The following is a 21,423-nucleotide window of genomic DNA, read 5'->3' as shown; positions in this document are numbered from 1 at the left end:
CACAAATTAGAGATACCGTTTCATGGTAATGGCCATACGGCCCTTCTTGGTGGTCCCGCGCACCTCAGCAAGTTCTGCTCTGCCGCGGCTCCTAAAGGAAATTACGTCCCCTTCCTTGACGAGCTGGGACGGGTTCTTGGCGTCCTGCCAGTTGACGCGCACATTCTGTCCCTTGATTTCCTCGGCCATGCGAGAACGGGAAACGCCAAAGCCCGCTGCCGCGACAGCGTCCAGACGAAGGGCCGAAACAGTGGCGGAAATGACCTTGACACGCTGCTCCTTTTCCTTGAGCTCCATTAGGGGAATTTCCTTTACTTCCACCGTGGCCGCCCCAATCTGTGTCAGATTGGACAGGATAAAAGGGACCATGGTCTTATCAACGACCATTTGGGCTCCCTCGTCGGTAAAGACAATGTCTCCCAGTATATCCCGGCTGCAGCCCATCCCCGTAAAAGCACCCAGAACGTCGCGGTGACCCACATCATAATAGCGTTTGTCCCAAGTTACAAGAAGGGCCGCAATAGCAAAATCCGGTTCCCCATAAAAATCGTCCACGACGTAGGCAACGCGCATCCGTTCTGCATTTTGGAAGCCGCCGAAGCTCCTCATTGTAATCTGTGCATAGTTTGACGCTACAATATCAGCCACATTGATGCCATGGGGATCCATGAAATCACTGACCATGTAGCGGCGATTGCGGCGTGCCTGGTCGGCAAGGTCAATGAGTTTTCCGGCTAGTTCCTCATCACCGCCAGCTTTAAAGAATCGAAGGATTTTCTCTCTATCTGCCATAATCTTATTTCTTGAGCGCTGCGCTGCGTTGTAAAACGGCTGCGACAGCGTCATAAAACGCTCCTCTCACTCCGTGATTTTCAAGGGCCTTGATGCCCGCAATGGTCGTACCTCCAGGACTTGTCACCTGATCGCGCAGCTGGGCGGGGTGAAGGCCTGTCTTAAGGCCCATCATACCGCTTCCTGCCATGGTGGCAGCAGCAAGCTTGATGGCAAGGGCACGCGGAAGGCCTGCCATGACGCCCGCATCGGCGAGAGCATCCATGACCACAAAAAAATATCCCGGTCCGCAGCCACTGATGGCCGTAATGGCTTCCATGGCGCTTTCATCAACCCAAATGGCCTCGCCGCAGGAATTGAAGATGGTCCCAGCAAAGGTCTTCATGTCTTCCGTCACAGCGTCATCAGCGGTAAGGGCCGTCATTCCCATGCCAACGGCAAGCGGTGTATTGGGCATGGCCCGAATGATGGCGTGAGCCGGCACCAGATTGTGGAGCTTTTCAAGGTCAAAACTCCCCATGATGGAAAGAATTGAAGCTTCCTTAGGAAGGACCTCCAGCATTTCCGGCGTGACAGCCTTATGGGCCATCTGAGGTTTTATGGCAAGGATCACCAGGTCCGCCCCCTGTACAGCCTCTTCATTTTTCCCGTAAACTGCCGCCTTTGGATAGGACGCGCGCAGCCGTTCCTGACTTTTTTGAGAAGGAACAGAAAGGACAATATCGGATTCACGGGCGACATTTCCCAAGAGCATGCCTTTCAAGATTGCCTCTCCCATCGCGCCGCAGCCAACAAAAGCAATCTTTGGTCTTATCTCTCCCATGGCTCAGCCTCGCTTTCACTCGTGTAATTCGTGTTTTCCACGTCGATTTCAACATTTTGCGGCGCGCAGACCATAATGTTGCGGCCCACTTTGCGCAAAGACCCATCAAGGGCATAGATGGTGCCGCTGATAAAGTCCACGATGCGTTTGCGCACATCGTTATCCGTATTTTCAAAGTTGATCACCACAGGCTGGTTATTCCGCAGGTAATCCGCCATTTTCTGGACCTCGTCAAAACCGATGGGTTCCACGACGACTACGCTTACGGATTTTTGCGAATGGGGCATGGCAATGAGATTGTCCCGTCCTGTATGACGGGGCTCTTCATAGCGGTTTGTTTCATAACCACGATGACTTTCGCTGCCATAACTTTTGGTTCCAAATATGGGCACGACATTGTCCTTTTTTTCATTGTCAAATTCGAATTCGTTGTCCTCTTCTTCCTTGAGGCCGATGGCACGCATAATGTTATCGAAAAGTTTCATGGAATCTTCTCTCCTTAAAATTTGAGGGTATAGTCGCGGGCACCAAAAAGAGCGGAACCCACACGGATTTCATTGGCGCCTTCTTCTACGGCAATCCAATAATCATGGGTCATGCCCATGGAAAGGATATTGACATCGTCACGCTTGAGCGCATCCCTGAGGAAAAGGAAATCCTCATAGCCCGCGCGGAAAACAGGGCGCGTCTCTTCCACCTGGTCCGTCGCCTGAGCAATGACCATGACGCCGCGGATACACAGATGAGGATAAGCATCCAGCGTTTTTACAATGGCCCTGAAATCGGCCGGTGCAAAACCACTTTTTTGGCTCTCCCCCGCTTCATTGATCTGAAGCAGCACATCCTGCACCTTGCCAAACTGTTCGGCTGCCTTATCCAAATGGGCCAAGATCTTGGCACTGTCCGCCGATTCAATGAGGTCAAAATGTTCTACTGCGTGTTTTGCCTTATTTGTCTGGAGATGGCCAATGAGGTGCCAATGCCCTCTTTTCGGCAGGACTTCCTGTTTATGCATCGCCTCCTGGACCCGGTTTTCCCCAATTTCCGTAAGTCCCGCGTCAAGGGCCTCCGTAACCACCTCAGGAGGATGGTTCTTAGTGACAGCAAGAATGGTCACCGTATCCCCTGTCACCTTCTTTTCCTTGCGAAGGGCCAAAGCCTTGTCGATTTTTTTCTGAACAGAGGCAAGTTTTTCCGAAAGCATGCACAACATCTCCTTACGAGTTTTACCTTCCACGCTGAAATAAAATGGCAGCAAGTCTTCCTGTCCGGCCGTGATCCCGGCGATAGGAAAAATAGCGGCCGGAGGAAAAGGTTGATACCCCAGCTATATAGATCTGGTTTGCGGGAATCCCTGCTTTTTGCAGCATCGCCGCATTAAGGTGCCATAGATCCATCAAATAATGATGGGGCCGCGTTTGGATAAAGTACGCTTCATAACCCGGCGCCGCGTCACGCACCTTGTCATCGACCTCATAATCCTTGGGCCCAATGGAAGGGCCAATGGCTGCGACAAGGTCCCGGGGCTGGCTGTGAAACGTTTCTTTCATGACAGAAACGGCCTTGGGAGCGATGGCGCCCACCGTGCCCCGCCATCCAGCATGCAGCAGGGCCGCTCCTTTTTGGATAGGATCCACCACCATGATGGGCGTGCAGTCTGCATAAAAAAGCATCAGGGGAAGATCCTTTTCCTCCGTTAGAAGGCCGTCCACACCAGTAAGCGTTGTTCCAAAGTCCCTTGCCCCGCGGCCAGCCTGGGCAGCATCCACCACTTTAACACAGCTCCCATGGACCTGGGCGCAAGTCACCGTGCGGTCAAGGGAAAAGGAAAGGGCGCGGGCCACTTTTTCCCGGTTTCTGACGACAAAAGGAGCATCATCCCCTACGTGAAGGGCCATATTGAGCGTATGGGGAAGGATGGCACTTTCCCCGCCCTCCATACAGGTAAAAGCGTTTTCAAATCCCATTTCCCGCAGAACCGGGAAATAACCGTAGGTCACGCCTTCTTTTGTTTCATAACGGAACGTCTCCATAATTAGCCTTTCTTTGCCTCACTGCCGGACTTTTCATCAACAGCAATCAAGGCCTCTTCCATACGGTCGATCATGGTGCTCATGACCTTGAGGCGGGCATAGTATTTATTATTGCCTTCAACCACGGTCCATGGGGCATAAGGGGTATCAGTCCGATAAAGCATTTCATTGACGGCATCGACATAGGCATCCCACTTGTCGCGGTTGCGCCAATCTTCCGCCGTAATTTTCCAGGTCTTATCAGGATCTTCCTCACGGGCCTTGAAACGGCGGAACTGCTCATCAGGATCGATATGCATCCAGAACTTCTGGACAATGAAGCCCTGCTTTGCCCATTCTGCTTCCATTTCGTTGATTTCCTCGTAGCCTCGTCTCCAGTCCTTTACGGGCGTAAAATGCTCCACCCGTTCGACAAGGACGCGTCCGTACCACGTACGGTCAAAGACAGCGATTTCTCCCGGTTCCGGGATTTTGGTCCAAAAACGCCAGAGGTAATGATAGTTTTTTTCGATATCATTCGGTGCACTTACAGGATTGACCTTGTATCCCAAAGGATCCAAAGCCGAGGTCAGGCGTCTGATGGCGCCGCCTTTGCCGCCTGCATCCCAGCCCTCAAAAGCCACAACCGTACTGATTTTCCGCTTGGCAAGTTCCACTTGGAGCTCTGCCAGCCGTTTCTGGTATTTTTTGAACTTTTCATCATACGTTTTCTCATCCATATCCTTATTGCAGTCATAGCGAACCAAGATGGATGGAATAGACGGATCGGAAGCATAGGAAAGCGGTGCCTGCGGTGTTTCTTTTTTGGCCTCTGCCGCAGATAAAGCTGCCTTGAACTCGCTGATCAGGACATCCATGGTCTCAAGGACACCGGTCCGCACATCTTCCATCGGAATGACATGCCACGGTGCATAGACCGTATTTGTTTCCGTCAGCATCTTTTCATAGACATCGCGATAAGCCTTATAGTCAACGCCCTCGATACCGGCCGGCGTCAGGGCTTCCCAGCGGCTTTCCTGGGAAGCCTTGTCTTTGGCGATGTTCTTTTCCTGCTGCTTTTTGGAAATATGGGTAAAAAGCTTGATTATACGATACCCGCCCAGATAAAGGGTCCGTTCAAAATCGTTGATCTCGTGAAAAGGCACATTGTACCATTCTGCAGCCTCGTCTGCATCGCCCACATCATGTTCATTGCGAAGAAAATACCAAGCCCGGTGATGGATACTGATCCCGCCAAGAGGGGGCAGCTCTTTCCAGAACTGGGTGAAGAAGGGGCTCATCTTCTGCCGCTCCGTTGTCTTTGACGCAGAATATACCCGGAACCCGCGCGGATCGAGGGCGCTGATAACCTTGTTGATGAGCTTTCCCCGATAAGTCCCACGGAATCCCTCAAAAAGGATGATGACCGGCACTTTGGCATCGCGCAGGGCGCGGCCCAAATAGCCCAGTTCCGCACTTTTTTTGTCAAACTGTTTGGCATAAGTGCCCTTGGGCGTCTTTTTAGACAAATCAATCTGATTTAACATCGGCATCGCTTCCTTTGCTGATCAGCCTTTGAAGATAGATGTTCAATACTTTATTATACTGTTTTTTTCTAGGGAAAGGAAGGGTTCCCGTCGTTTTTGCTTGGTACACAAAGGGGGCTGATTTCCTGCAAACGTCTCCCACAGCCGCAATCATTACAAGGTGCGCAATGAAAATATTAGTTAGAAAATCATCCTGAACTGACTGTAGGTGCAGTCATATTAACCAGCCCCCTTCCTGGATTGTGCCGCAGCATTTGATCGAGAACCTGAAAAATCCCTCTGATCCATTGGAATCAGAGGGATACTTTTATTTTTTTTGATTGGAGAGATAGCGCTGCACGAGGATCACGGCGGCAAGGCCGTCCATGTTTCCCGGCGGCGTGCGCATGCCCAAAGGAATGAGTTTCATGAGGCCCTTGGGAGGATGCAGCTTCCAATATAGCTGCCGTGCCTCTTCCGTGCTGTGGGCTTCATCAATGATGTGGATGGCAAGGTCCGGGTAGGCTGCAAGGAGGGTCTTTTGCATGGTCGCACTGGTCGTTCCGTTGCCAAGGACACATTCCGTTACAGACTCATGATCAAGGAATTTCTGTAAAGATGCAAGGAAATGCTCCATGAGGATCACTTCACAGCGAAGGATCTTTCCCGATTCATCACACAGGGCGGCCCCTGTCTTGTCTTTTCCTGGATCGATGCCGAGAATCTTCTTCATTCGTTTTCCTCCGCCAAACGGATGACGAATTCAAGGACCACCGGTCCTGCAACAGTCACGTCCTGTTTTGCCTTTGCCGTAATGGTCACATGACCGCCCAGTTCAGAAATATGCTCGCTGGCACGGACAAGGTCGCTGCTTGAGATGGCGCCGACTTTCCCTGTCAAGGGATCGGGAATGACCCCGCCTGCCTGGGCCATGCGGTTGACGTCCTTCAAAAAGGCCATCAGGGCAAGGTCAACCTGCTCTGTATTGGGTTTGACGGTAATGGTTTGGCGCAAGATCGTATCACCGTTATGATAGACAATGGTATTGGGCGTCATTTCCAACCGGCTGACAACCACTTCCCCGGAAAGGATGTTTCCTGCTGCGCACAGCCGGACATACATGGTTCCTTTCTGCTGGGACAGTTCACGGGCCGTTTGTTCCACAGAATCCTTGCTGAGCCAAATGACAGGCGTGCCAGGTGGCGTTCCCACGCGTTCACCCACGGCATGGTTAGCCGCATTCAAGAAAGCTTCCATCTCTTTTTGGGTATCTTCCTTATTGAGTCCCCCCTGCAGGGATCCAGAGAAAAGAATTTCCCCGCTGCGGAAGACCACGTTACCTTCCCGTATGGTCACGATATTTTCACGGAGCTTCCTGGCCTGTTCTTCCAGATCCTTGACGTCTCGCTTCAAGTTGTCACGGGCTTTTTCGGCTTCTGCGGCCTGCCGTTGGGCCGCTTCCAGACGCTGACTGGCCTCTTCATACTGCGCCTGCATGGACGCTAGGCTGCTGCGGGCTTCTTCCATTTGGGCCTCAGCCGCCTCTTTTTCGCTTTTTGCCTGGGTCAAGGCTTTTTGGGCCTCACCAATCTGGCGGTCCAGTTCCTTGATGGTGGTGCTTTGGGCCGACAGCTCCCGTTTTGCATCATCACGGGAAGCGGTCAGGGTCCGCAGTTCTTCCTGAAGCTTTTTCATGCCAAAAAGCGCGGTCCGTACTTCCTTGCTGCTGACGGTCAGGACGCCCATGGTCATGGCAGCAACGAGGATGCCGCTGATGATGGTCATAAGGACCGAAGTATCATGAGGGCGAAGGCCGAATAGGCTGAGTCTTTTTTTGCCAATCTTACTGCCAAGTTTGTCACCTAAATAAGCGATGAGCCCGCCCATGAGGGCAAGGACTAGGATCAATACAATGCCAAGCATATTCGGTCCTCCCTTCTTGTTGGTCTAGTAGTCACAAGGACCACTTGGGAGATTCCTCCCTTGTTATCTTTACTATATCGAAGCCTATAAAAAGAGTCAACAGGTGACTTTTCCTTCTAGAGAAGTTCTTCTTCCTGAAGGGCTTTCACGAGATGGGCTGTTTCTTCAACTGATAAGGTCACGCCCTTACTCATTTTACTGTGGTCCGGTGCCCAGTCGCGAATGTCATACTTTGGCGTTCCGCCATTCCAGGAAATCACATTGATTTCCTTGGTCCACCCTTTCGCGCTTTTAGAAAGGACAGCAACCTGTTTGATGATTTCATAGCTGAATTCTTTTTCCGCCATCGCTTCTCCTCCTTTTTGTCTCAGCGCCGCAGGATCGTATGGGCAGCACTGAGTACCTGGTCCACAGTAAGCAGGCGCATGCAGCGCATATCCTCGCAGTGATGCTTCATGCCGCTGCGGCACCCATCACAGGGGGGGATGGCCTTTACGATGATGGCCTCCTTCGTGTAAGGTCCATAAAGATCGGGATGACTCGGTCCATACATGGCCACGATGGGGACTTTTTGACTGATGGCTACATGCATGGGACCACTGTCATTGGTGATAATAAGCTGACAGCGGCTCATGGCAGCTGCCAGTTCGCCAATGGAAAACTTCCCTGTGGCCACAAGGGGCGTTGTCTTCATCTTGGAAATGGCGGCCTCCACCATCTCCCGGTCCATAGGACCGCCAAAAAAGACGGTTTCATAGCCTTCTTCCTTAAGAGTATCGGCAACAGCGGCAAAGCGTTCCGGTGCCCAGCGTTTTGTTTCAACGGCACTTCCGATGTTAAAGCCCACCAGCCCCTTTTCCGGGGATAGGCCCGCCTCCTGCCAAAAGGCTTCGGCTTTGTGGAAATCCGCCTTGCCAGGGAAAACTTCCAGACCATTATGTTCTAAATGGGTCACGCCCAAACGGGTGAGAACATCAAGATACATATCGGCGGCGTGAAGGGTACGGTTCAACTTGATGTAGGGATCAAAAAAACCGCGGAAGAGTAAATGACTGGCGCCCACCTTGACAGGTACCCGGGCCACGGCATCGATAAAGGAGCAGCGCTCATTGGGGTGAAGGTTGATGAGAACATCAAAGTGCCCGTCCGTAATCTTCTGTCCCATGGCCCAGAGTGCTCGAAGATGATTGTCCCGTCCTTTTTTATCGATGGTCCACACATGGTCGATATATGGATTGTGGAGGACCACATCCTTTAATTTTTCATCCACAAGATAGGTGATTTCTGCCGTAGGCGCCGCTTTTCTCAGTGCGTGGATAAAGGGCGTTGTCAGCACAAGATCCCCAAGATGCATAAGGAAGGTCACGATGATTTTCTTATGGGAAAGGTCAATCATGGTTCTTTCCTACTTTCTTTTGAAATTCCTGAAAGACGGCATCCGGTGTAATGGCGGCCATGCAGGTCCAATGACTGCAGGTTTTATTGAGGCAGCCGGCACAGGACTCAGGGCTTACAAGAATCGTAGCCCCCGCATCCCCATAAGGGCCCGTGCGGTCCGGGCGGGTCGGTCCATAAAGGGCGACCAGGTCTTTCTTGAAAGCGGTTGCAATATGCAGTGGCCCCGTATCAGCGCTCACATAAAAAAGTGCCCCTTTGATGAGGGCCCCCAGTTCCCGCAGGCTCGTGCGGCCTATTAGATCAAAGAGCTGTTTTGGATAATTGGTCATTTCGCGGATTCGCTCCCCTAGTTTGGCATCATCGGGTGCGCCGCAAAGGACCACGCTGTATCCCTCATCCATGAACTTTTGGGCCAGTTTGGCAAAATGGTCGGCAGGCCACCTTTTGGTCTCCCACCTTGCGCCGGGCGCAAGGACAATGTAGGGCGACCCTTGAGCCAAGCCTAAGGCGGCAAGCTTTTTTTGGACCGTCTCCGTTTCATGCTGCAGGGTCGGCATGGGAAAGGACACTTCCTTTACGTCCGCACCCAAAAACCGGGCGACATCAAGATAGCGTTCAATGACATGGTCCTTGATATGGGGTCCAATGATGGCCTTAGAAACAAGACCGCTGCCTTCCCTCATTTCCCCATAGCCAATGCGGGTTGCCGTTCCCGTCAAAAGACTCATGACCGCACTTTTGAAAAGGCCCTGCATATCAATCACGAGATCAAAGTGTTTTTCATGGAGGGTATGACGCAAGGTTTTCAGCGTGCGCCATTTTCCCTTGAGATCCATTTTATTGAAAGCAGCCTTATCAAAATAAAGGACCTCATCAATGATGGGGGGTCCTGGAATAAAGGCACCAAACTGGGGATGGACAAGCCACGAGATCCGGGCCTTGGGGAAACGCTGCCGCAGGGCACCCGCAAAGGGAAGCGTATGGATCACGTCCCCGAGGGAGCTCATTTTAATAATGAGGATGTTCTGATAGTCCACGTCCATTCGCCTCGATGCCCAAGATTTTTTGCAAAAATTCATCCAGATTTTCTTCCTGGAAGAGATAGCCCGGCAGGCCTGCTGCAAGAGCAGCGTCGATATCGCTTTGGCGGTCGCCGATGAGAAAGGAGCCGTCCCGCAAAAGAGCGTAATCAGAAAAAGCCTGCAGGATCATGCCAGGCTGGGGTTTACGGCAAGAGCAAGGATGCACCAGCTCCTTGACAGTCCCTTTTGTTGGATGATGGGGACAGTAATAAAAATGGGTGATCTGACCGCCGGCCTTTTCGATTTCCGCCGCCATGAAAGCATGAAGAGCCTTCATGTCCTCTACGGTATAGTATCCCCTTGCAATCCCGCTTTGGTTTGTTACGACAAAAACAGCGTATCCTAGCTGATTCAGCCGTGCCAAGGCTGTTTTGGCGCCTGGAATCCACTGAAGCTTTTCCGGACGGCTGATATATCCCGTGTCCACATCAAGGACACCGTCGCGGTCAAGAAATACGGCTTTTTGTCCCACAGCCATCCTCCTTAGCGATAATATCCGTCAGAGGCCTGGAGTACGCCGCAGTATTCCTTGACGGCCTCGGCAAAATCCGTAAATCCGCCATCATAGCCCGTTTGAAGGAGTTTTGTCGTATCTGCCTGGGTATAGCTTTGGTATTTCCCCTTGAGGACCTCCGGGAACGGAACGTAAACGAGCTTTCCGCTGCCAAAAAAGTCCAGGACGGCTTTTGCCATCTCGTTAAAGGTATGGGCTTTGCCCGTTCCCAAGTTATAGACACCCTTTAGTTCCGGATGCTGCCAGAAATAAAAAAGTACCTTGACGACATCTTTGACGTAGATGAAGTCCCTTGTCTGTTCACCTGGGCCATAGCCATCATATTCGCCAAAGAGCTTGACCTCATGGTCTTTCTGCCACTGAAGGAACATCTGGCGTACCATGGAAGCCATCTTGCCCTTGTGGTTTTCCTGAGGTCCGTAGACGTTGAAATACCGGAAGCCCGCAATCTGGCTTTCCGCCTTGTCAAAATAGCGGCGGGCATAGTTGTCAAAAAAGAGTTTGGAAAAAGCATAGACATTGAGGGCCTCTTCACAGGCTGGTTCTTCGCGGAATCCTTTCTGGCCGCTGCCATAAGTTGACGCCGAAGAAGCATAGAGGAATTGGATCTTGCGGTCCATGGCAAAGTGCATCAAGGTCTTTGTATACTGGAAGTTATTTTCCATCATATACTTGCCGTTATATTCCATCGTATCGGAGCAGGCGCCTTCGTGGAAGATGACTTCGATGGGCGCATGGTTCCATTTGCCATTTTTCACGTCTTCGATGAAGTCCAGCTTATCGCAGTAATCCATAACCTTGAGACCCTGGATATTCTTGAATTTCACCATATTGGTCAGGTTATCGACAACAAGGATATCATCCCGGCCTTGGTCGTTCAGACCTTTTACGATGTTGCTGCCGATAAAACCGGCACCACCGGTTACAATAATCATAGTTTGCCCTCCTTCACAAGTGCAACAATCTTTTCAACAATTCCTGTCGTGGAATAGCCTTCCTTGAAGGGCAGGATTTCTACCGCCCGTGCATATTCCCGGCCAGCCACCTCTTCCTTCTTGTAATCGCCGCCCTTGACGAGAATATCGGGGCGAATCTTTTTGATCAGTTCCGTCGGCGTATCTTCCCCAAATAAGGCTACGGCGTCGACATCACGGAGACTGGCAAGCAGCCTTGCCCGATCCGTTTCGTGATTAAAAGGACGCGTCTGTCCCTTGAGACGCCGCACGGAGTCGTCCGTATTGACGCCAATGATCAAATGATCTCCCAGCTGGGCGGCCTGCTGCAGGTACTGCACATGGCCGGCATGGAGAATATCGAAGCAGCCATTGGTAAAGACAACGGTCTCTCCTGCCTGCTGCCAGGTCCTTGTAAGCCGGGCCATTTCATCCCAGGTCATAGGCCGATAGTCGAGGCTTTCTGGCTGCGAATCAGCAAGGATCTCACGAAGCAGTTCTTCTTTATGGACAGGATAGGTTCCCACCTTGGAAACAACAATCCCCGCCGCTTTATTGGATAACTCCAAGGCATCAGCAAGGGAAAGCTTTCCCGAAATGGCCGCAAGGAGCACGGAGGCAACCGTATCCCCTGCACCAGAAACATCAAAGACTTCCTGTGCCGTGGCGGCTTTTGTAATGACGTCATCTTTTCCAACAAGGGTAACGCCCTTTTCCGAACGAGTGACGACCACATAGCGGATATCAAAGGTTTCGCGGGCCTGTTGGGCCAGTTCCACCAAGGCAGGCGTTACATTGGGAACAACCTTTCCTGCCGCTTCACACATTTCCTTGACATTGGGCGTAATGAAATCGCAGCCTCGATACTTGGACCAGTCGGACCCTTTGGGATCGACAAGGACCGGTACATGGGCCGCCTTTGCCTGGGTGATGACCATCTGGCAGAAACGATCTGAACAGGTTCCTTTGGCATAATCCGAAAGGACGATCCCGTCAAGTCCCTCATCAAGGCGCTTGCGGAGCCACTGGAGAAGAGCCTGTTCCTCATCGGGCAGGAGATCCCCCGGTTCCTCGAAGTCAAGACGCAGCATCTGCTGCCGCGCGCCAATGATACGCATCTTGGTAATGGTGCTGCGTTTGGGCGAAGCAATGAGGCCGCTGTAATCAATTCCCAGCTCCCGAAGTTTCTTCTCAAGGACGCGGCGGTGATCGTCTTCCCCCGTCATGCCCGCCACATAGACCTGGACCCCCAGGCCTGCCAGGTTTGCCGCCACATTGCCGGCACCGCCCAAAACGGAGGTCAGCCGTTTTACACGCGTGACGGGAACCGGAGCCTCCGGGGATATGCGGCGCACCTCCCCATAGGCGTAGCGGTCAAGCATAACATCACCAATCACGGCAATGCGCAGATGCGTGATTTTTTCGGTCAATAATTCAATCACAGATTGACTGTTCATTCCCATTCCACCAATTCACAAAGGATATGGCCCATGATTTCATGGATTTCCTGGGCCCGGGCCGTGTTTTCCGTAGGGACGGCAAGAAGGAGATCACAGAGTTCCGCCATCTTGCCGCCGCCTTTGGCGGTAAATCCTAAGGTACGGATGCCCTTTTTTTTCGCCATCAAGATGGCTTCCACTACGTTTTTGCTGTTGCCGCTCGTGGAAATGCCGACCAGAAGGTCCCCTTCCCGTCCCAGTCCTTCGACCTGACGGGAAAAGATGCGGTCATAGCCGTAATCATTCCCCACAGCGGTCAAGATCGACGTATCCGTCGTCAGGGCAAGTCCCGCCATACCAGCCCGCTCCTTTTGGAAACGACCTACGATTTCAGCCGCCCAATGCTGGGCATCGGCCGCGGAACCGCCATTACCGCAAAACATGATCTTGTTTCCTGAAAGAAGGGTCATCTTCATGAGCCCGGCCGCGTCTTCCAGGTCCTTCATCAGCTTTTTGCTGCCCATGACGCGGTGGACGAGCTTTTCATGTTCCAGAAAACGGCCATCAATGAGTTCACGTGCATTACCAGCGGAAAAGTTCATATTGTACACTCCATTCATCATCGCCGCCTTTATAGCGTTTGTCACGATATTCAAAGGTCAATCGGAAGCAGCAGAAATCGTGTCTCCATCTCCAGATATACTCATAAATATTGTGTCCGGCTTCGTCATAGCGCGTCATGAAGGTCACGTTGTCGCGTGGCGTAAAGGTCTTGGAAAGACCAAATTGGACTTCCCTGTCCATATCGGGACGACCGTAGTCAAAGATGGAAGCCTGCCGTTTTTCCCAATAGTAGCCCAACCAGCTGCTAAACCCAGCACCCAGGTTCTTGCGCAGGGTGGCCGAATAAAGCCAGGTCTTCCGGGTAGAATCCCGCTCGCTCTCATTGATCCATTTGCGGCCCACACCAAGGCCCAAAGTCAGGGGGCGGTCGCCATGGATGAGGGTAATCGGGTCATGGTTCAGGAAGACGGCATATTCCGTATGCCAACTCTTGATCCGCTTGTCCTTCCAAAGCCCATGGCTTGCATAGGCAGAATAGGAAAGGGGCAGGGAATCGGAAATCCGGTGCGGCTTATACCCCACCTTGATATCATGCATCTTGCGGATCCAGTTGTTGTTATCGTCCTCGTCAAAGCCTTCCATATAACGGACATAGAAATTCCGTTCGTCCTGAGTATCCGTAAACATAGGACGCCAGCCAATCTTGGAATAGTATTTGATGTCCGCGTCCAGCGTGTTATGGTCACTGAAATCATAGGAATAATTGTAACGCAGCTTGATTCCCTGATCTTCATCATAGCCAATATGGGGCACAAAGCTCTGCTTGTTTTCCCCATCGTTCAGCCGGTTGATCCAGCGGTCGCGGCTATAGATGTGCTTTCCTTTAAGATAGACCTTGACCCCATAGGCGATGATCTTGTCATTGGGGTAGATGACCACATGATCGGCCCTAACTTCCAGGCATGGCGGATGCTCTACAGCAGGGCAGCGCGTTACGGACGCCCCTTGGTCCAGGTCCACATGATCCTTATAGATGTGGGCAATATCCGCCTTGTAGAGGTCATCCCCGTTCGTTCCCTTCATATTGCGCACAGTCCCGGTCTGGGTCTTGAAATTATAATGGCCCCAATCGGAATCAGTCGTGTTAGGGGGATCAATCATGCGGCCCCCTTGGAGCAAGTACACATCCCCTGTCAAGGCATTGCCCCGGGCTTCTGTCGTATAAAGGCGCTGCGTGCCCTGATAGAGGCGCACATTGCCGCTGGCTGTAAATTCCCCCGTATCGGAGTGGTACAGGACATGATCCCCATAAATGGTGATAGGCAGATCGGACTCGCTTGTCGCTTTGTCCTCTCCCCGCTCCTTTCGGGCCTTCTTTTCTTTTTCACTTTCCTGCTTGGCCTGAATCGCCTCTTCCGCAAACTGGTCGGGTTCATCCTGGAGTTTGCGGATGGCTTCTGCTTGCGCGGCCCGTCGGGCCACATCATCGACAGTCTGCGGCTCATAGGCAGGACCGTTTTTCGTGGCAAGGGGCTGGCCGTCATATGTCCTAGCGGCGTAGGCCGCACCCGGCATGCATACCATCATGGTAACGAGTAAGGCAAGTGCCTTTTGGTTCATAAGGGATATCCTCCACTCAATGAAATTACCGCAAAGCGGCGCATGAACTATGGAAAAAGGGAAAATCATTCCCCTGATTGGTCATACTTCTCTTTATTATATCATAAAATGGAGCCAATGAAGCGGGCGCCCAGAAGAAAACAGCGCCAGATCATTGGCTCCAGGATAAAGAAAAACCGCTGCCAAAGCAACGGTTCTTCCTTCATTTTATTTTCCGCCGACAGCTTTGAGGACGTCTTTGGTGATGTCCGTGCCGCCATCAACAACAGCACTGCTCGTCAGGACTGTGGAAAGTCCGCGTTCCTTGGCAACCTTGCTGACTGCCTTCAGGATCTTTTCACGGATCGGATTGAAGAGTTCCTGTTCCCGTTTGGCAATGCGTTCGGTCAAGGTGTTGTCCAAGGCCCGTTTGCCGTTGTCATCAAGGCTAGGAGCTTTTTCCCGGAATTCCTGCTGTGCCTTTTGCTGTTCCAGATTCAGGGCAGCACGAGCACTGGCAAAATCAGGGTGATGGGAAAAGACCGTGTTAAGGTCAACATACCCGATGGTTGCTTCGGCAGCAAAGGCCGTTGCCGGAACCATGGCGCCAGTATACCCAAGGCATACCAAAAGGGCAATGACGACTGCCATGAATTGCTTTTTCAATTGAATCATCCTTTCTTCATGAAGCGTTAATTGAACGACTTCCTGCATTATATCATGTCAAATATTGCCATGCAAGGGAATGTACAATTTCCAGGCCTCCTTGGCTATCACGGCTCCAATGCTCGATTGACGGGATAAGGGGACAGATTTCTTTCAAAAAGACGGCTCCAGAAAAAGTAAATTTTTTGGAAACAAAGCTGTCAACTCATCAGGGTAAGAAATCCTCAGCGGATAAAATGTGTCCAGACCTCCCGCTTGGTCCTGGGAAGCTCGACACCGGCTCTTTTTCCCGCTTCAAGGCATTTCAGGAGATAGGCCATGTTCTTACCCAAATTGCGCATCGTCTGGAGCCCTTCTGCGTCTTTGAGGATGTCTCCGGCAGCAAGGCCGTGACCCACATTCCAATAAGTAGAGCTGACAACAGGCATTTCCGCAATGCTAAAATACTTGTTCATAACGTCAAAGCTCGCCGTCGTGCCGGCCCGTCTTGCCACGGCAATGCTGGCGCCGGGCTTCAGTCGAAAGACGCCGCCTGCGGCATAAAAGACGCGGTCCAAAAAGGACAGGACGCGCCCTGCCGGATGGGCATAATAAACAGGGGTCCCAAAGATAAATCCATCGGCTTTCTTTGCTTCTGCAATGAAGGCATTGACCGGATCATCGGTGAAGATGCATCCTTTTTCCGTGCATTTTCCGCAGTCAATGCAGTCCCGGATGGCCCCAGCGCCGATTTGGAACAGCTGCGTTTCGACGCCTTCTGCCTCAATGGCTTTTGCCGCTTCCTCAAGGGCCAGTGCCGTATTGCCATTTTGATGATGGCTGCCGTTTAAAAGCAGGACTTTCATATGATATGATCTCTCCTTTAGATAGAAAAACTGCTGCAGCTCTGTGCAGCAGTTCATGGTGTCAGGTTGATCAAACCAGTTCGTAACCGGCTTCGCTGATGACGGATTTGAATTCATCCGTGGGGATTTCACGGGATGCCGTTACCTTCGCGGTTCCCTTTTCCAAGCTGACGTCAACAGCGGAAACGCCGTCCATAGCGAGCAGGGCATCATGGACATGTTTCTGGCAGTTGGCACACATCATTCCTTTGACATTCAATGTTTTTTCCATATTATGTGGCTCCTTCCCAAGAACCATGGACTCATTTCATGAGTTTCTGCATGGTTTCACAAAGTTCATCAACGACGGTATCATCCCCTGCACGGATATCGTTAACCACACAGGATTTGATATGATCGCACATCAGCTTGCGGTTGAACGCATTGAGCCCACTGTTGATGGCACTGACCTGGGTCAGGATATCCACGCAGTAACGGTCTTCTTCCAGCATCCGTTTGAGCCCCCGCACCTGTCCCTCGATTCGGTTAAGGCGTTTGATGAGATCCTTGTATTCCCGGCAGTCTTTATCCCTTTCGGTTTTTGCGTGCATCATAGTACTATACCTCCGTTACGTATATAGTATTCATTTTCTTCCGTTCTGTCAAGTCCTCTTTCAGGACCGGTTCCCTCATCAGGACGAAAAAAAGCCGCAGGAGCCCAAAAAGGGTTCCTGCAGCCTTTTATCTTAGTCGCTCAGGACTTCGATGCAGCGATGACATAAGGTCGGATGGTTCGGATCCTTGCCAACGGTGGGATCGTAATTCCAGCAGCGTTCGCATTTTTCGCCTTCAGCGGCCGCAACAGCCACGGTCAGGTCTTCGCGTTCGGTCTTCATCCCGCCATCGGTTCCTTCATGGATGGCAGCCTGGGAGACAATGAGCAGGGTCGGCAGTTCCTTTTCCAAGGGCTTCAAGAGCTCATAGGCTTCGCCCGTGGCATAAAGATCCACCTTGGCATCAAGGGAGTGGCCGATGGTCTTTTCCCGACGTGCATTTTCGAGGACCTTCGTGATTTCACCGCGAATTGCAATGAAGTGTTCCCATTTTTCCATCTTGGCTTGGTCCAGATATTCCTCATGGAGTTTCGGCCATTCCAGCATGAGCACACTTTCCGGAGCGCCTGCCGGTTTCTTCATGAACTGGTACACTTCTTCCATGGTAAAGCTAAGGATCGGAGCGAGCATGACGATGAGGTCACTGAGGATCTCGTACATGGCCGTCTGTGCACTGCGGCGCTTCTTATCATCCTTCTTGCTTGCATAGAGGCGGTCCTTGATGATATCAAGGTAGAAGGAGCTCATGTCAACGGTACAGAAATCATGTATAGCATGGTGAACTACATGGAAATCATAGTTCTCATAGGCTTTCTCGACGTCTTTTTTGAGTTCCTGAAGACGCATGAGGGCCCACTGGTCGAGTTCTTCCATTTCAGCAAAAGGAACCTTCATGGTTTCAGCGTCGAAATCAGATGTATTGCCCAAGATGTAGCGGATGGTGTTGCGGATCTTGCGGTATACTTCGGATACGTGTTTGATGATTTCCTTCGAGACGCGGACATCACCCTTGTAGTCCGTGGAAGAAACCCACAGACGAACGATATCGGCACCATAATCCTTGATGATATCCTGAGGGGCGACGGTATTGCCGAGGGACTTACTCATCTTGCGGCCTTCCCCATCAAGGGTATAGCCGTGGGTCAGGACGGCACGGTACGGGGCCTTGCCCGTCGTCGCAACGCTCGTCAGAAGGGAAGACTGGAACCAGCCGCGGTGCTGGTCACTGCCTTCAAGGTACAGGTCAGCCGGCCAGGTAAGACCGGGAAAATGGTTGAGGACGGCGCGATGGGAAGATCCAGAGTCGAACCAAACATCCATGATGTCTGATTCCTTGCGGAAGTGGGTACCGCCGCATTTGGCGCACTTCGTGCCTTTCGGCAGCAGTTCTTCTGCCGTATGGGCCCACCAGGCATCGCTGCCTTCCTTTTCGAAGATGGCAGCCAAATAGCTGATCGTATCGGGATTGATGAGGGGTTCTCCGCAGTCTTCACAGTAGAAGATAGGAATAGGCACGCCCCAGACGCGCTGACGGGAAATACACCAGTCATGACGGTCACGGACCATGTTGTGGATACGGGCCTTGCCCCAGCTCGGAATCCACTGGACATCGTGATCGATGGCCTTCAGTGCGTCTTCACGGAACCCATCAACGGAACAGAACCACTGTTCCGACGCGCGGTAGATGATGGGGTTCTTGCAGCGCCAGCAATGGGCATATTGGTGATGGATGCTTTTCTTGCCCAACAGATAGCCCGTTTCGGCCAGATGCTTGATGACAAGGCCATTGCTGTCAAAGACAAAATGACCCTTCAAGGCTTCCCCGGCTTCGTCGGTATAGCAGCCCTTTTCATCAACAGGGCAAAGGATATCAAGGTGATATTTAAGGCCTGTCAGATAGTCGACATCACCATGGCCAGGAGCCGTATGGACGCAGCCCGTACCAGTTTCAAGGTCAACATAGTCACCCAGGCAGACGAGGGATTTGCGGTGGTTATATTCAGGGAAAGGATGCTCACATTCCATGAATTCCATATCGCGGCCCTTCGTCGTTCCAAGGACCTTGCCAAAGGTGATGCCGCATTCCTCAGCGACTTTCCCGACAAGTTCGCTTGCCATGATGAGGACTTCATCCCCGTATTCAACCCAAGCATATTCAAAATCAGGATTGACCGTAACGGCGACATTTGCCGGGATGGTCCACGGCGTCGTCGTCCAAATGACCATGGATATCTTCTTATCCTGGGCGCCTTCCGGTGCCTTGCCCTTTGCATCTAAAAGAGGAATCTTTACGTAGATGGTCGGCGTCTTTTGGTCTGCATATTCGATTTCAGCTTCCGCCAGGGCCGTTTCGCAGTGCGGGCACCAATAAACGGTCTTCTTGCCTTTATAGATGTAGCCTTTGTGGGCCATTTCCCCAAAGACGCGGATCTGTTCAGCTTCAAAAGCCGGTTTCATGGTAATGTAAGGATGATCCCAATCACCTTGGACGCCAAGCCGTTTGAAGCCTTCGCGCTGGATATCGATCCATTTCAGGGCATAGTCATGGCACATCTTGCGAAGTTCAAGGGCGCTGAGTTTATGACGGTCAACACCCACTTCCTTGAGACAGGCGTGCTCAATAGGCATCCCATGCGTATCCCAGCCCGGTGTATAGGGGGTATCAAAACCGCGGGCATATTTATACTTCAGGATGATATCCTTGAGGATTTTGTTAAGGGCATGACCCAAATGGATCTTGCCATTGGCATAAGGAGGGCCATCGTGAAGGATGAACTTTTTATGGCCTGCGTGGGCCTTCAGTTTCTTTTGATAGATATCCTTATCCTTCCAGAACGTTAAAAAGTCTGGTTCCCTTTTGGGAAGCCCCGCGCGCATAGGGAAATCTGTGGCAGGAAGGTTCAGCGTGCTTCCATACCCTTCATTTTCTTTTGACACTTGCTCCACCTCCAAAAAATAAGACCCCGTCCCCTAAGGGACGAGGTTTAACCCGTGGTACCACCCTCATGACAGGCTTACCCTGCCACTTTGTATGGGATAACGGCCATAAAACGGGTCATTCTACTGTGATTTCGATGACCAGCTCCGGAGTGATTTTCTTTCCCATTTCCTTCTGTCCAGGCTCACACCGTCCCTGAATCGCTCTGCCAGAAATAGGAAGTACTGTCTCCCTCATTGCATTGTCGATATACGATGATATTATACACTCGCGGTCTGGGTACGTCAATCATTTGGGAAAGGAGACATCAGTTCCCTGTCAGACCCTGTTGGACCATGGCTTCATAGAGCAGGATGCCTGCTGCAACGCCGACATTGAGGCTTTCTGCTTCCCCCAGCATGGGAATCTTGACGCGGGCAGCACTTTTTTCCAAAAGACTTGAAGAAACCCCTTCGGCCTCACTGCCCATGATGAGGAGCGTCTTTGAGGGATAAGTAAACTTCCGTAGGTCAACGGCGCCTTCAAGCGCCGTCGCCACCAAGGTCCAGCCTTCTTTTTGAGCAAAATCCATAAGGACGTCTTCCGTAATCCCCGTAAAGACCGGAATATGGAAGAGGTTCCCCATGGCTGCACGTACCACCTTGGGGTTATACAGGTCGGCACTCCCGCAAAGCAGGATGACGCCTTCGGCATTCATGGCCCGCGCCGTACGGATCATGGTCCCGACATTTCCGGGATCATGGATTTCATCAAGGACAAGGATCAGGCCCTTTCCCGGATGGACCGTTTCCAGGCGCCTTTCCTCAAGGCGGACCAGGGCTGCCAGCGATTGGGGTTCTTCCGTTGCGGTCAGTTTCTTCATGATGTCCCCAGTCACTTCATAATAAGGGATGTCTGACGTTTGGGCTTCTTTTTGGAAGTCCTCAGGAAGGTCCGTAAAAAAGTAAGCCGTCACGGTCCACGCAGACGAGCGCACTTCCCGTACAGCACGGACCCCTTCGACGAGGAAGAGGCCTTCCCGCTGACGGTATTTTTTTTGCTGCAGGCTGGCAGCTTTCTTCACGGTTTCATTCTGGAGGGATGTCAGTCGTTTGATCATAGCGCTTCCCTCAGCTTTTCAATATCATTCTGGCTGCCGATGAGCACAAGGATATCTCTGGCAATAAGCGGTTTTTGCGGATCCATGCTGATTTCCGTCTTTTTGTCGGGATGCTTGACGGCTACGACATTGACGCCAAAACGACGCCGTACATCAAGGTCGACCAAGCTCTTGCCGACGGCCCCAACCGGGGCATCCAGTTCAACAAGGCAAATGTTGTCGGACAGTTCCACAAAGTCAAGGATGTTGGTAAAGCCCAAACTGTGGCCGACCCGCCGCCCCATGTCCCGTTCCGGAAAGATGACGGACGTGGCGCCGATTTTTTTGAGCATCTTGCCGTGGATCTCAGAAGAAGCCTTGGCAAGGATGGTTGCCACACCGGCTTCCTTAAGGATCATGCAGCACAGAAGACTTGGTTCAAGGTCCCCGATGGCAATGATGGCTGCGTCAAAGTTCCGCAGGCCCAGACTTTTGACCACCGTTTCATCAATGGTTTCGCTGACAACAACATGGGTCAGCTTGCCGGCCATTTCTTGGACCACTTCTTCGTCATTATCAATGCCCAGGACCTCATGGCCCATTCCGACCAAAGTCTCTGCAACGGACGCGCCAAAGCGGCCCAGGCCCCAGACAACAAATTGTTTCTTTTTGTTCATA

Annotated in this window: 23 protein-coding genes and 1 other annotated feature; all 23 genes read right to left on the bottom strand. The window is 51.9% G+C overall.

Going from position 1 to position 21,423, the window contains the following annotated elements:
- Nucleotides 1–6: 6 nt before the first annotated feature.
- Complete coding sequence (locus QZQ08_RS01620; RefSeq protein WP_296326964.1) at nucleotides 7–792, bottom strand: RNA-binding protein; 786 nt, start codon at nucleotides 790–792, stop codon at nucleotides 7–9.
- Between the two features lie 4 nt (nucleotides 793–796).
- Nucleotides 797–1,615, bottom strand: a complete 819-nt coding sequence (proC, locus tag QZQ08_RS01615; RefSeq protein ID WP_296326961.1) for a pyrroline-5-carboxylate reductase — start codon at nucleotides 1,613–1,615, stop codon at nucleotides 797–799.
- On the bottom strand, nucleotides 1,603–2,100 hold the full coding sequence (locus QZQ08_RS01610) for a cell division protein SepF (protein ID WP_296326959.1): 498 nt from the start codon (nucleotides 2,098–2,100) through the stop codon (nucleotides 1,603–1,605). Before QZQ08_RS01610 ends, proC begins: the two co-directional genes overlap by 13 nt.
- Before the next feature lie 14 nt (nucleotides 2,101–2,114).
- Nucleotides 2,115–2,819, bottom strand: a complete 705-nt coding sequence (locus QZQ08_RS01605) for a YggS family pyridoxal phosphate-dependent enzyme (protein WP_296326957.1) — start codon at nucleotides 2,817–2,819, stop codon at nucleotides 2,115–2,117.
- 22 nt (nucleotides 2,820–2,841) lie between these two features.
- Nucleotides 2,842–3,648, bottom strand: coding sequence for a peptidoglycan editing factor PgeF (gene pgeF / locus QZQ08_RS01600; protein ID WP_296326954.1), 807 nt, complete (start codon nucleotides 3,646–3,648; stop codon nucleotides 2,842–2,844).
- Between the two features lie 2 nt (nucleotides 3,649–3,650).
- Nucleotides 3,651–5,174 (bottom strand): phosphate--AMP phosphotransferase, encoded by a 1,524-nt coding sequence (locus tag QZQ08_RS01595; protein ID WP_296326951.1) that lies wholly within the window; start codon nucleotides 5,172–5,174, stop codon nucleotides 3,651–3,653.
- Nucleotides 5,175–5,481: 307 nt separating this feature from the next.
- Nucleotides 5,482–5,886 (bottom strand): Holliday junction resolvase RuvX, encoded by a 405-nt coding sequence (gene ruvX, locus QZQ08_RS01590; protein WP_296326949.1) that lies wholly within the window; start codon nucleotides 5,884–5,886, stop codon nucleotides 5,482–5,484.
- The gene (locus QZQ08_RS01585; protein WP_296326947.1) at nucleotides 5,883–7,076 is read right to left on the bottom strand and encodes a DUF3084 domain-containing protein; all 1,194 of its coding nucleotides are present in this window, start codon (nucleotides 7,074–7,076) and stop codon (nucleotides 5,883–5,885) included. Before QZQ08_RS01585 ends, ruvX begins: the two co-directional genes overlap by 4 nt.
- A 116-nt stretch (nucleotides 7,077–7,192) precedes the next feature.
- Nucleotides 7,193–7,423, bottom strand: a complete 231-nt coding sequence (locus QZQ08_RS01580; RefSeq protein WP_296326945.1) for a YdbC family protein — start codon at nucleotides 7,421–7,423, stop codon at nucleotides 7,193–7,195.
- 20 nt (nucleotides 7,424–7,443) lie between these two features.
- The gene (locus QZQ08_RS01575; protein WP_296326942.1) at nucleotides 7,444–8,472 is read right to left on the bottom strand and encodes a glycosyltransferase family 9 protein; all 1,029 of its coding nucleotides are present in this window, start codon (nucleotides 8,470–8,472) and stop codon (nucleotides 7,444–7,446) included.
- Nucleotides 8,465–9,517, bottom strand: coding sequence for a lipopolysaccharide heptosyltransferase I (gene waaC, locus QZQ08_RS01570; RefSeq protein WP_296326940.1), 1,053 nt, complete (start codon nucleotides 9,515–9,517; stop codon nucleotides 8,465–8,467). Before waaC ends, QZQ08_RS01575 begins: the two co-directional genes overlap by 8 nt.
- Nucleotides 9,483–10,034 (bottom strand): HAD family hydrolase, encoded by a 552-nt coding sequence (locus QZQ08_RS01565; protein WP_296326938.1) that lies wholly within the window; start codon nucleotides 10,032–10,034, stop codon nucleotides 9,483–9,485. Before QZQ08_RS01565 ends, waaC begins: the two co-directional genes overlap by 35 nt.
- 5 nt (nucleotides 10,035–10,039) lie before the next feature.
- On the bottom strand, nucleotides 10,040–11,005 hold the full coding sequence (gene rfaD / locus QZQ08_RS01560; protein ID WP_296326936.1) for an ADP-glyceromanno-heptose 6-epimerase: 966 nt from the start codon (nucleotides 11,003–11,005) through the stop codon (nucleotides 10,040–10,042).
- On the bottom strand, nucleotides 11,002–12,480 hold the full coding sequence (gene rfaE1 / locus QZQ08_RS01555) for a D-glycero-beta-D-manno-heptose-7-phosphate kinase (RefSeq protein WP_296326934.1): 1,479 nt from the start codon (nucleotides 12,478–12,480) through the stop codon (nucleotides 11,002–11,004). Before rfaE1 ends, rfaD begins: the two co-directional genes overlap by 4 nt.
- Nucleotides 12,477–13,064, bottom strand: a complete 588-nt coding sequence (locus QZQ08_RS01550) for an SIS domain-containing protein (protein ID WP_296326932.1) — start codon at nucleotides 13,062–13,064, stop codon at nucleotides 12,477–12,479. Before QZQ08_RS01550 ends, rfaE1 begins: the two co-directional genes overlap by 4 nt.
- Nucleotides 13,045–14,646 (bottom strand): OstA-like protein, encoded by a 1,602-nt coding sequence (locus tag QZQ08_RS01545; protein WP_296326930.1) that lies wholly within the window; start codon nucleotides 14,644–14,646, stop codon nucleotides 13,045–13,047. Before QZQ08_RS01545 ends, QZQ08_RS01550 begins: the two co-directional genes overlap by 20 nt.
- 207 nt (nucleotides 14,647–14,853) lie before the next feature.
- Nucleotides 14,854–15,300, bottom strand: a complete 447-nt coding sequence (locus tag QZQ08_RS01540) for an OmpH family outer membrane protein (protein WP_226828427.1) — start codon at nucleotides 15,298–15,300, stop codon at nucleotides 14,854–14,856.
- Between the two features lie 215 nt (nucleotides 15,301–15,515).
- Nucleotides 15,516–16,136, bottom strand: a complete 621-nt coding sequence (locus QZQ08_RS01535; RefSeq protein ID WP_296326924.1) for a flavodoxin family protein — start codon at nucleotides 16,134–16,136, stop codon at nucleotides 15,516–15,518.
- Between the two features lie 70 nt (nucleotides 16,137–16,206).
- Complete coding sequence (locus tag QZQ08_RS01530) at nucleotides 16,207–16,407, bottom strand: heavy-metal-associated domain-containing protein (protein WP_296326922.1); 201 nt, start codon at nucleotides 16,405–16,407, stop codon at nucleotides 16,207–16,209.
- A gap of 31 nt (nucleotides 16,408–16,438) precedes the next feature.
- On the bottom strand, nucleotides 16,439–16,729 hold the full coding sequence (locus QZQ08_RS01525; RefSeq protein ID WP_296326921.1) for a metal-sensing transcriptional repressor: 291 nt from the start codon (nucleotides 16,727–16,729) through the stop codon (nucleotides 16,439–16,441).
- Nucleotides 16,730–16,861: 132 nt separating this feature from the next.
- Entirely contained in the window at nucleotides 16,862–19,666 is a 2,805-nt protein-coding gene (ileS, locus tag QZQ08_RS01520) for an isoleucine--tRNA ligase (protein WP_296326920.1), read from the bottom strand.
- A 33-nt stretch (nucleotides 19,667–19,699) separates the two neighbouring features.
- Nucleotides 19,700–19,913, bottom strand: a binding site (T-box leader).
- Between the two features lie 61 nt (nucleotides 19,914–19,974).
- Nucleotides 19,975–20,766, bottom strand: coding sequence for an RNA methyltransferase (locus QZQ08_RS01515; protein ID WP_296326919.1), 792 nt, complete (start codon nucleotides 20,764–20,766; stop codon nucleotides 19,975–19,977).
- Nucleotides 20,763–21,422 carry a TrkA family potassium uptake protein gene (locus QZQ08_RS01510; RefSeq protein WP_296326916.1) on the bottom strand — a complete coding sequence of 220 codons (660 nt, stop codon included), beginning with the start codon at nucleotides 21,420–21,422 and terminating at the stop codon, nucleotides 20,763–20,765. Before QZQ08_RS01510 ends, QZQ08_RS01515 begins: the two co-directional genes overlap by 4 nt.
- Nucleotide 21,423 lies beyond the last annotated feature (1 nt).

Source organism: uncultured Acidaminococcus sp., from assembly GCA_900538365.1.
Lineage (GTDB): Bacteria > Bacillota > Negativicutes > Acidaminococcales > Acidaminococcaceae > Acidaminococcus.
This window is presented reverse-complemented; position numbering and strand designations above follow the sequence as displayed.